This is a genomic window from Streptomyces sp. NPDC047515 (assembly GCF_040643055.1).
GTDB lineage: Bacteria > Actinomycetota > Actinomycetes > Streptomycetales > Streptomycetaceae > Streptomyces.
The window spans coordinates 180,282-189,703 of sequence record NZ_JBEYTM010000006.1 but is presented as its reverse complement, the minus strand read 5'-3'; the positions used below and the strand labels follow the sequence as shown (position 1 = coordinate 189,703).

General features: G+C 70.7%; 8 protein-coding genes and 2 pseudogenes. 6 read left to right on the top strand and 4 right to left on the bottom strand.

Translation table 11 applies throughout. The features are described 5' to 3' along the window. Positions 1-54: 54 nt before the first annotated feature. A complete protein-coding gene (locus ABZ826_RS07455) occupies positions 55-1,401 on the top strand; it encodes a dicarboxylate/amino acid:cation symporter (protein ID WP_361443631.1) in 1,347 nt (448 codons plus the stop codon). 135 nt (positions 1,402-1,536) lie between these two features. Here ABZ826_RS07455 and ABZ826_RS07450 read toward each other — a convergent pair whose 3' ends face one another. Beyond that, positions 1,537-2,193, bottom strand: coding sequence for a methyltransferase domain-containing protein (locus ABZ826_RS07450; RefSeq protein ID WP_361443816.1), 657 nt, complete (start codon positions 2,191-2,193; stop codon positions 1,537-1,539). 73 nt (positions 2,194-2,266) lie between these two features. Between ABZ826_RS07450 and ABZ826_RS07445 the strand changes: the two genes are divergently transcribed. Together ABZ826_RS07445 and ABZ826_RS07440 are read left to right on the top strand one after the other, a co-directional pair. After that, positions 2,267-2,473 carry a hypothetical protein gene (locus ABZ826_RS07445; protein ID WP_361443835.1) on the top strand — a complete coding sequence of 69 codons (207 nt, stop codon included), beginning with the start codon at positions 2,267-2,269 and terminating at the stop codon, positions 2,471-2,473. A gap of 230 nt (positions 2,474-2,703) precedes the next feature. Further along, positions 2,704-3,399: a TetR/AcrR family transcriptional regulator gene (locus ABZ826_RS07440; protein WP_361443813.1), complete on the top strand. Its 696-nt coding sequence runs from the start codon at positions 2,704-2,706 to the stop codon at positions 3,397-3,399. On the opposite strand, the gene ABZ826_RS07435 is transcribed toward ABZ826_RS07440, so the two are convergent. Together ABZ826_RS07435 and ABZ826_RS07430 are read right to left on the bottom strand one after the other, a co-directional pair. Further along, positions 3,356-4,219, bottom strand: coding sequence for a MaoC/PaaZ C-terminal domain-containing protein (locus ABZ826_RS07435; protein ID WP_361443628.1), 864 nt, complete (start codon positions 4,217-4,219; stop codon positions 3,356-3,358). The two genes, ABZ826_RS07440 and ABZ826_RS07435, sit on opposite strands and share 44 nt — an antisense overlap. A 6-nt stretch (positions 4,220-4,225) precedes the next feature. Next, the gene (locus tag ABZ826_RS07430; protein WP_361443625.1) at positions 4,226-5,545 is read right to left on the bottom strand and encodes a 3-oxoacyl-ACP reductase; all 1,320 of its coding nucleotides are present in this window, start codon (positions 5,543-5,545) and stop codon (positions 4,226-4,228) included. Positions 5,546-5,607: 62 nt separating this feature from the next. On the opposite strand from ABZ826_RS07430, the pseudogene ABZ826_RS07425 reads away from it, so the two are divergent. Both ABZ826_RS07425 and ABZ826_RS07420 read left to right on the top strand, forming a co-directional pair. After that, a pseudogene (locus ABZ826_RS07425) lies at positions 5,608-6,338 on the top strand (beta-ketoacyl synthase N-terminal-like domain-containing protein); the annotation flags it as partial. 2 nt (positions 6,339-6,340) lie between these two features. Continuing rightward, a pseudogene (locus tag ABZ826_RS07420) lies at positions 6,341-6,804 on the top strand (hypothetical protein); the annotation flags it as partial. A 78-nt stretch (positions 6,805-6,882) separates the two neighbouring features. Here the strand turns inward: ABZ826_RS07420 and ABZ826_RS07415 are convergent. After that, entirely contained in the window at positions 6,883-7,983 is a 1,101-nt protein-coding gene (locus ABZ826_RS07415; protein ID WP_361443622.1) for a glycosyltransferase, read from the bottom strand. 337 nt (positions 7,984-8,320) lie between these two features. Between ABZ826_RS07415 and ABZ826_RS07410 the strand changes: the two genes are divergently transcribed. Further along, positions 8,321-9,422: SH3 domain-containing protein (locus ABZ826_RS07410; RefSeq protein WP_361443810.1), on the top strand; the 1,102-nt coding region annotated here is incomplete at its 3' end.

The following is a 9,422-nucleotide window of genomic DNA, read 5'->3' as shown; positions in this document are numbered from 1 at the left end:
CCCCCCCGCACAACGTCCCCGTGCGCCCCGATGCGTCACATCAGGAGTGTGTCCGTGTCCGCGAATCCCGCGTCCACCGCCGAGACCGACAGCCCGTCCGGCTCCGGCTTCCGTATACCCAAGGTCCCGTTCTGGGCCCAGATCGTCGCCGGCCTCGTCCTCGGTGTCGTCCTCGGGTGGCTCGCCCGTACGTACGACATCAACTGGCTCTACACCACGCTCGACAAGGTCGGCCACCTCTTCGTCCAGCTGCTGAAGCTGGCCGTCGCGCCGCTCGTCTTCTTCGCGATCCTGGTGTCGATCACCAACCTGCGCAAGGTCAACAACGCCGCCCGGCTGGCCACCCGCACCCTGCTCTGGTTCATGATCACCTCGCTGATCGCGGTCGCCATCGGCCTCGCGATCGGTCTGGTCACCAACCCTGGTTCCGGCACCGGCCTCACGGCGAAGGACGGCAAGCTGCCGGAGCACGCGGGCTCCTGGCTGGACTTCCTCACCGGCATCATCCCGGACAACGTGATCACCCCGTTCACCGAGCTGAACGTGCTCCAGATCGTCTTCATGGCCGCCGTCGCCGGTATCGCCGCGCTGCAGCTCGGGGAGAAGGCCCAGCCGATCCTCACCCTCAGCGAGTCCGTCCTGGAGCTCCTCCAGAAGGCCCTGTGGTGGGTCATCCGTCTCGCCCCCATCGGCACCATCGGCCTCATCGGCTACGCGATCGCCGACTACGGCTGGGACCTGATCGGCAAGTACGCCACGTTCACCGCCGACATCTACATCGGCTGCGCCCTGGTGCTGTTCGGTGTGTACCCGCTCCTGCTCGCCACCGTCGCCAAGCTCAGCCCGCTGCAGTTCTTCAAGGGTGCCTGGCCGGCGATCCAGCTGGCCTTCGTCTCCCGCTCCTCGGTCGGCACGATGCCGGTCACCCAGAAGGTCACCGAGCGCCTCGGCGTCCCGAAGGAGTACGCCTCCTTCTCGGTCCCGTTCGGCGCCACCACCAAGATGGACGGCTGCGCCGCGATCTACCCGGCGCTGGCGGCGATCTTCATCGCGCAGATCTTCGACGTCCAGCTGGGTGTCGGCGACTACATCCTGATCGCGTTCGTCTCGGTGATCGGTTCCGCCGCCACCGCCGGTCTCACCGGCGCGACGGTCATGCTGACCCTCACGCTGTCGACGCTGGGCCTCCCGCTGGAGGGCGTCGGCCTGCTCATGGCCATCGACCCGATCCTGGACATGATGCGTACGGCCACGAACGTTGCGGGCCAGGCGCTGATCCCGGTGATCGTCTCGGCCCGCGAGAAGATCCTCGACCACGACGCGTACAACTCGGCCTCCTCGTCCCCGGTCGACGCCGAGGTGCGCGACGCCGAGCCGGAGCGCGTGCCGGTCGCCGCGTAACGATTGCGGCTGGGGCCTCTCGTTCGGATCATGCCGGGCCTGATCCGAACGAAAGACCCTGGCGCCGAGCGCCCCCCCGGTCCGTCGACGGACCGGGGGGGCGCTCGCCGTTGCACGCGGGCTCCGACCGGCAGCTCAGGGAGCGGTGCCCGAGGCGACGAAGAGGGGGAGGGCGAGGAACAGCCGTCCTGTCCGGGCGCGTGCGCGCTGGTCCGCGGTCCAGGCCGAGGCCTCCGCGGCGGTGAGGGCGCCCGCGGCCCTGGCCGCCTCTGCCAGTCCGGTGAGCATCGGCAGGGCCGCGGCGTCGGTGAGGACTGTCGTACGCACCTGCGCCCCGATGTCCTCGAAGCCCGCGTCCAGCAGCAGATTCCGGTAGCGGCGGGCGGCCCGGGGGCTCGGTACCGTGTCGGCCTTCGCGTGCACGACGGTACGGGTGAGGGCGGGGTCGTCGGAGTCGATGACGAAGGTGTCCCAGTCCTGTCCGATCAGGACGGCCCGCCCGCCGGCGATCAGGACCCGTCGCGCCTCGCGCAGTGCGGCAGCGGGGTCGGCGAGGGCGTGCAGCGCCTTGTCGGCTCGGTAGCCGTGCAGGGAGTGGTCGGGGAAGGGGAGGGCGTACGCGTCCGCCGTCCGGATGTCCGCGTCGGGGCGCCGCTCCCGGGCGGCGGCGACCATCCGCGCGTCGAGATCCGCGCCGATGGCGCGGGCACCGAGCGCGGTCAGCTCGGCCACGGCGGTTCCGGTTCCGCAGCCGATGTCGACGACGGCGGTGCCCGCTCCTGCCCGGAGCAGTTCGTAGCTGTGGTGCCGGAGGGCGGCGGCGCCCGGGACCCGCTCGGCCGTGTCGAGGAGCGCGGCGAGAGGTGTGGCGGGGGAAGCGATCCGGGTCCTGGTCGCCGCCGCGGACCCCGCCGAGCGTCGGGCGGTGCTCGTCGGTGAGGCGGCGCGGCTGCGGACCCGTATCGCTGCCGCGCGGGCCTCGCTGGACCTGGTCGAGTGCGCGCTGGGCTGCGAGCACGGCGACTTCACCCGGTGCCCGCACTACCGCACGCACGTGGCACTCGGGCTCTGAGCATCACGTGCGTGCGTGACGCGACGCCCCTCGTCCCGTCCGGGCCGGATCAGTGCTGGAACCCGACCTCGGGGGCCGCTGTCCCACCACGGGGTGATCCCGGAAGCCCTCTCCGTACGCGCGAAGCCCTCTCCGTACGACGGGCGAGGGGCCTGCGCCGTACTCTTGCCGAGGAGCAGGGCAGCGGGGGCGGGAGGAACTCGGACGTGGGTGCTGTGAAGAGCAAACGGATGCCGCGTGCCGTGCGCGAGCAGCAGATGATGGACGCCGCGGTACGGACGTTCGGGCGGCGCGGATACCGGGCCGCCTCGATGGACGAGATCGCGGAGTTGGCCGGGGTGTCCAAGCCGCTGGTCTATCTGTATCTGAATTCCAAGGAGGAGCTCTTCACCGCCTGCATTCAGCGCGAGGCGAAAGCGCTGGTCGCAGCGGTGCGGTCGGGGGTGGAGCCGGAGCTTCCGGCGGATCGGCAACTGTGGGCGGGGCTGCGGGCGTTCTTCACGCACACCGCGGAGAACCCGGACGGCTGGGCGGTACTGCACCGGCAGGCGCGTACGCACGGGGAGTCGTTCGTCACCGAGGTCATGGTGATGCGCGACGAGATCGTTGCGTTCGTGACGGGTCTGATCGGTGCGGCGGCCCGTGAGGCCCACCAGGATCCGGCGCTGCCGGACCGCGATGTGGCGGGTCTGGCGCAGGCCCTCGTGGGGGCCGCGGAGTCGCTTGCCGGCTGGGCCAACGACACCCCGGGCGTCTCGGCGAAGGAAGCCGCGGCCACTCTGATGAACTTCGCCTGGGCGGGTCTGGGAAACCTCATGCAGGGGCGCCCGTGGCTGCCGCCGAACCAGTCGGCCGGTCAGAGCCAGTGCCGCGACCGGCCGGTCACGAATCCGCTCCCCCACCGTCCCGCGTCGTCGCCCCTGTGAGGTGGACCCGGCTGCCGCTGCGGAGCTGGAACACGGAGCCCGAGCCGTCCGCCGCGTACGTCACCGTCGCCGGGAGCAGGACCGGTGCCTTGAAGTCGGCGCGCGCGGAACGGATCCGGCCCGGATCGTCGGCCTCGGCCAGGCAGCGGGCGACCGTCCACATGCCGTGCGCGATGGCCCTCGGGAAGCCGAACAGCCGGGCCGTCAGCGAGTACAGATGGATGGGGTTCCGGTCACCGGACACCGCACCGTAGCGACGTCCCAGATCTCCGGGGAGCCGCCATTCGGCGACGGCGAGGAGCTCGGTGGCAGGGGCTGCGCCGACAGCGCCGGGAGCACCTGTGGTCGTGGTCGGGTGAAGGGACAGATAGCCGCTGCGCGACTCCCAGACCAGCTCGCCGCCCGAACGGGCCTCCGTCACCATCGTGACCTCGGTGCCACGTCGGTGCGGCGTCGATCCGTCTGCGTACACGGTCAGTTCGAGCGGATCCGTGACGGGTGCCGCCCGGTGGCGGGTGATCTCGATCCAGGTGTGGACGAGCCCGACGACCGGCAGCGGGAACCTCCGTGCGGTCATCAGACGCATCGCGAGCGGGAAACCCAGCACATGGGGGTATGTCAGTGGCAGCGGGTCCGAATCGGGGAAGCCGCAGATCCTGCTGTACGCGGCGAGGGCGTCGGGGGCGACGCGGACGTTTCCGGCCGTCAGCCGCTCGGCGGTGAGCGTGGCACCGGATCGGCCGGCGCGCTTGAACGGGGAGGTGAGCGCACCTCGTACGAGTGATGCCGTCAGGGCCCGGGAAGGGGCAGCAGCCGTCATCGGGCGTCACGCCCCCAGCAGGCTCTGGCCGTAGACCCGGACGATCTGGCCGTTGACGGCCGTCGACGAGGGCTGGGCGAACCAGGCGGTCGTCTCGGCGACGTCGACCGGGAGGCCGCCCTGCGCGAGGGAGTTCATCCGGCGGCCCGCCTCCCGGATGAAGAGGGGGACGGCCGCGGTCATCTTCGTCTCGATGAAGCCGGGGGCCACCGCGTTGACCGTGACGCCGTGGTCGGCGGCGGCGCGCGGCGCCAGCGAACGGACCAGGCCGATGATGCCCGCCTTGCCGGCCGCGTAGTTCGTCTGCCCGTTGTTGCCCGCGATGCCGGCGATGGACGCGGTGGCGACGATCCGGCCGCCGCGACGGACGGTGCCCGCCTTGAGCAGGGCGTCCGTGGTGCGCAGCACGCTGTCCAGATTGACGTCGACGACCGAGGCCCAGCGGTCGGCCGGCATGTTGGCGAACCGACGGTCGCGGGTGATGTCCGCGTTGTGGACGAGGACGTCGAGACCGCCCGGGGCCGTCGCGGCGATCCGCTCCGCGGCGTCGTCCGCGGTGATGCCCAGCGGCAGGGCCGCGGCACCGAGCCGGTCCGCGGTACGGGCCAGCTCGTCCTTCGCCTGCGGGATGTCGAGGCAGACGACGCGGGCGCCGTCCCGCGCCAGTACGGAGGCCACCGAGGCGCCGATGCCGCGCGCGGCGCCGGTGACCAGCGCGGTGCGCCCGGCGAGCGGGACCTCCCAGTCGGCGACGGGATCGGGGGCGGCCGAGGTCAGCTCGATCACCTGACCACTGACGTACGCGGACCGGGGGGAGAGGAGGAAGCGGAGGGTGGACCCGGCCGAGGCGAGGGCATCCGGGGCGACGCGGAGCAGCTGTACGGTGGCGCCCCGGCCGATCTCCTTGCCCAGTGAACGTACGAAGCCTTCGAGGGCCTGCTGGGCGGCGGCCTGGTGATGATCGTCGGCCGACGGCCGCACCCCCACCACCACGACGCGCCCGCCCGGCGCCAGCGAACGGATCACCGGATGCAGCACCGCGTGGACGTCGGCGAGCCCGCGCGGGGTGTCGACGGCCGTCGTGTCCACCACCATCCCCGCAGGGCGTTCGGCCCGCGCGGTGACGACCGGTCCGGTCGCCGTGAGAAGTGCGCCGAGTTCCTCCGTGACGGCGGAGTCCCCGGCGGTGAGGTGCAGCAACGGCCCGTCCAGCGACGGGGTCTGCGGCGACCAGCGGCGCAACGGGGCGGGCTGCGGGAGGCCGAGCCGCCGGGTCAGAAAACGGCCGGGTGCTGTGCCGGTGAAGTGCAGACAGCGGTCGGCCATTGTCCAGACTCCCTACTCGGTCGTAGATTTACTCCGGAGTAAGGTTACTCAAGAGTCAGGAACTGGTCGAGGTGATCCCTCTCGCACTCCCGCAGCCCCGCAGGGTCGCGGTCACATCGGCGGCAGCCGCATTCCGTTCGCGCGCTCCGACGGCCCGTACGCCCAGACATCCAACCGGCAGTTGCTCACCGCCGCGCTGGGCGGTCTGGTCGAGCGGTTCGGACTCCAGGGGCAGCGGGTCGGCGAGTTCGTCGCGGCAGCCGTCCTCAAGCACAGCCGCGACTTCAACCTGGCCCGCGAGACCGTGCTCGGCTCGGAGCTCGACCCGTGCACCCCCGCGTACGACATCCAGCAGGCCTGCGGCACCGGCCTCCAGGCCGTCATCGCCGCCGCCGACAAGATCACGCTCGGTGCCGTCGACTCGGCGATCGCGGGCGGCACGGACACCGCGAGCGACGCGCCCCTCCGCGTCAACGACGAGCTGCGCACCCTGTTGCTCTCCGCCCGTCGGGCCACGTCGACAGGCGCCCGCATCAAGGCACTCGCCGGGATGCGCCCCCGGCACCTCGTCCTGGACATCCCACGCAACGCCGAACCCCGTACCGGCCTCTCGATGGGCGATCACGCGGCGATCACCGCCCGCCGCTGGAGCATCACCCGCGAGGACCAGGACCTCCTCGCGGCCACCAGCCACCAACGGCTCGCGGCCGCGTACGAACGCGGCTTCCTGGACGACCTCGTCGTCCCGTCCCGGGGACTGACCCACGATCAGAACCTGCGCCCAGGTTCCACGGCCCGTACGTGTTGGAGAAGGTCTACAACACCGGCCGCGCCACGGCCGAGAAGAGTGGGACGCGCTTCGTCGTTCGACCGCGCCGCGCGGATCGCCCAGCGGTACGGACAGGCCGTCGAGGCCGCCGAACACGGCACGGGCCCCGGCCCCGGCCCGGTCCTGAAAGCGGCCCGCGCGCTCTACGACCCTGGAGCCGGACGGACTCGCCCACTGGCGGCGGATGACGAAGAAGCAGGACGTGCCGATCCGGGACCTCGTCGTCGACGACGAGCTGCGCGCGGCCCTGCAACGGGCGGTCGACGAGGCCAACCGGCTGGTCTCCCGCGCCGAGTCGATCCGTAAATTCACCGTGCTGTCCGTGGACTTCACGGAGGACGGCGGGCACCTGACGCCGTCGCTGAAGCTGAAGCGCGGCGCGATCGCGCGGGACTTCGAGGCGGAGATCGAGGCGCTGTACCGGAAGTGACCGCAGGGGCGGCACAACGTCACCGGGACGGGACCTCCGGGCCTCTCCGGGATTGCTCCCGGCAGTCCCGCGCGCTTGTCATGCAATCTTCGCGCGGGCAAATGTGGCGGGTGTCGACCGGGCGGAGAGCTCGACGGTACGGTCGGCCGCGAATTTGCGGTTCATGATGGTCTGTTCGCGATGGGCGGCCGGGAGGTCGGGCAGGGAGAGGAGGCGATCACAGGAGGTCAGTGACCCGCGCGGGTCACCGGTCCAGTACGAGGTGATGGAGTGCTCGAAGAGCAGGCCCCAGCTGTAGATCCAGGGTTCCATGAACAGCCAGTCGTCGGGAGCGGGACGGCCCAGGCCGGCGGTGGCGACGGCGTGAGCCGCTTGATAGCGACCCATCTTCCTCAACCGGCAAGCCAGTTCGTAGCAGGCCTCCAACCGCTGCGGCCGGCTCTCCCACGCGCGGGTGAGAGCGTCCATGGCGTCCGGCCAGTCACCGCGGTCGGCCTTGAGCACGCCCACCTGCAGCAGGGCGTAGTACACCTCCTCGTCCCATCCGCCCATGCCGGCCCGGCGCTCGTAGGCCGCGATCGCTTCCCGGGTTTCACCCATGTCACGGAGAGTCTGCGCGAGGTAGAAGACCGTGCGGGGATTGTCCGGATCGCGTTTGAGGTCCTCGCGCAGCAGGCGGGCATCCCGGGTGAACTTGTCCCCGCGCGAGCCGCCGTCGGCGAAGTGTTCGATGCTGAGCGCCGAGAGATTGGCGACGGTGTGCTGTTGATCGGCGGTCAGGTACTCGTGGGTCACGCCCTCGTAGCGCCACGGGAGGTCCCCTCTGACCAGCCTGGGGATGCGGTACTCAAGGGGGCCGAGGTGGCGCAGCATGTAGGAGTCGGCGCTCAGTTCGGACAGTTCGGACAGTGGGCCGTCCCGTCGGACGGCCATGTCGGCGTCGACGAGCAGGAGATAGTCGGCCTTGCCGCGTGCGCGCTGGATGTTCAGGGTTCGGTTGTGGCCGAAATTGGTCCACGGGTCCTCGTGGAGTTCCCCCGGAATCCCCTTCATCGTGGCGCGGATCAGTTCCTGTGTTCCGTCACGTGAGCCGGTGTCGGAGATGACCCATGCGTCCACCAGGTCGCGCAGCGAGTTCAGGCATCGCTCGATGACCTGCGCCTCGTCCTTGACAATCATGCACAGGCAGATTGACGGCTTGTGATGCAGTGTGGGTGACCGTTCTTCAGTGGAGCGGTCGATCAGATTTGTCATATACATTTCCGATCTGGCTTCGATGGAGTAACACTCCACGGGGAATTGGCGCGGTGCGCGGGATCAGCCATCCCGTCGCCGCGGAGAGCGACGCTAGTGCGCTGCAATCCGGTGGTCGCGACGCGACACGGGGTTGTCGGCGTGGCCTTCGCGGAATGCTCAGCGGATCAACCGGTCTTTACCAGGCGGCAGATGGCCGAGGGATTTCTCCTCCACACAGGGGCTATCTGCACCCAGTCGGTAGATCGGCGGCGTGGCGCATATGCCTTTCCTGTGTTGCACCTGTCACAGTCACGGCTCCGACCCACGCAGATCCGGTAAGGAATCCAAGATGCGCAAATCGAGAAGCTGGGACATCCTGTCCCGTTCAACCCTGGGCGCCATGTCGCTGGGACTGACCCTGGCGCTGTGCCCCATGGACATCGCTCACGGAGCGCCGAGCCCCACGTACACGCCGGCGGACAACCGAGCGATGGCCAGCCGGGTGGCGGCCAGTGTGTCCGGGACGGTGATCTCCCAGACCTCTCAGAACATCCGCAGCGCTCCCGACACCCAGTCGGCGATCGTGGGCAACGTGCCCTCCGGCGGCACGGTGTCCATCGCCTGCCAGGTGGACGGCGAGATTGTCGGCGGGAACCCACTGTGGTACCTGCTGTCCAACGGCAGCGGCTGGATGAGCGCCCGCTACATCGTCACCCAGGGCAGTGTGCCGTTCTGTGAAGGCGGTCCGGGTTCCTCCGGTCCGACCGGCCCCACCGGCCCGACGGGCCCGACGGGGGCCAACGGTTCTACCGGTCCGACCGGTGCGACGGGTCTGCAGGGCGCAACTGGTGCCACGGGCCCGGCTGGTGCCAACGGCGCCAACGGCGCCACCGGTCCTACGGGTCCTGCCGGTCCGACGGGTGCGACGGGTCTGCAGGGCGCGACCGGCGCCACGGGTGCGTCGGGTGCTGTTGGTGCTCATGGTCCGACGGGTGCGACGGGTCCGACGGGTGCGACGGGTCTGCAGGGCGCGACGGGCGCTACCGGCGCGTCTGGTGCCAACGGCGCCAACGGTGCCACGGGCGCGACCGGTCCTGCCGGTCCGACGGGTGCGGCCGGTGCCAATGGTGCTGATGGTGCGACGGGTCCTGCCGGTCCGACGGGCGCGACGGGTTTGCAGGGCGCGACCGGTGCCACGGGCCCGGCTGGTGCCAACGGCGCCACCGGCCCGACGGGTGCCACGGGTGCCGCGGGTACCAATGGTGCTGATGGTGCGACGGGTCCTGCTGGTCCGACGGGCGCCACGGGTGCCACGGGTGCTGCTGGCACCAATGGTGCTGATGGTGCGACGGGCCCTGCTGGTCCGACGGGTGCCGCCGGTA